Consider the following 735-nt stretch of genomic DNA (forward strand, 5'->3'; position numbering starts at 1 on the left):
GACTACGAGTCCGGTGGCGATCTGACAAGAACCATTACGCTAGGGTTCTCATTTGATCCAGCCGACTGTCATGGTGAGGATTTGGCATTTGCTTTCCGAAAGGCAATTCGGAAAGCAAAAAGCGATGGTCGCTGCATAGCCATCAATGTCATGCACCGAGCGGAAATTGGTAATGCGGCGTGCGTAGCATCGTACGGAGCTGTGTCATACGTAGACAAAATTGTTGGGCATCGCGTCGAACACGAAGTGAATGGCACCAGCCGGGTCTATGTGATTTTGAAATACACGGGAGGCAGTAATGAAGAGTGATGCAGAACTCAATGTGGAGCGAGCACTGGCCGATCACAAGGATACGCGTGGTTGGGCGCATGTAGCGGCGCTGGCCGTGATCGAGGACCTTGGCGACCGCCGTGGCATCAAGCACGCGCTGGCTGAGGTGGACCCCAGCACTTTGGTCGATATCATTGCGTCGCTGGAGGACACGATCCAGTGTGCGTACCAAAAACAAGGGACACGCACAGATTCCACGTGGGTTGCAGCGCAGGACGATGTGGAGGCTCGTATTCGTGACATCATCGAGCGCTGCTGGGGCTACGCGGTGCCGAACATGAACTGCCGATTCGTTCAAGATTTGCAGTTTGATGCCTTCGACCGCGAATCGCTTCAGGAGTACATCGAAGACGAATTCGCTATCGTGATGGACACGGAAGCCTATAACCTGTGTTCCGTAGTTGG

2 protein-coding genes are annotated in these 735 nt (G+C 54.0%); both read left to right on the forward strand.

Going from position 1 to position 735, the window contains the following annotated elements; genetic code table 11:
• Positions 1 to 309, forward strand: a 309-nt coding sequence (locus AC1RPR_RS07930; protein WP_481763422.1) for a hypothetical protein, incomplete at its 5' end; no start/stop codon positions are given.
• The coding region (locus AC1RPR_RS07935) for a hypothetical protein (RefSeq protein WP_481763423.1) at positions 299 to 735 on the forward strand (437 nt) is incomplete at its 3' end. The genes AC1RPR_RS07930 and AC1RPR_RS07935, both read left to right, overlap by 11 nt.

It is taken from the genome of Dellaglioa sp. CoH-57-MRSF-22, from assembly GCF_056781895.1.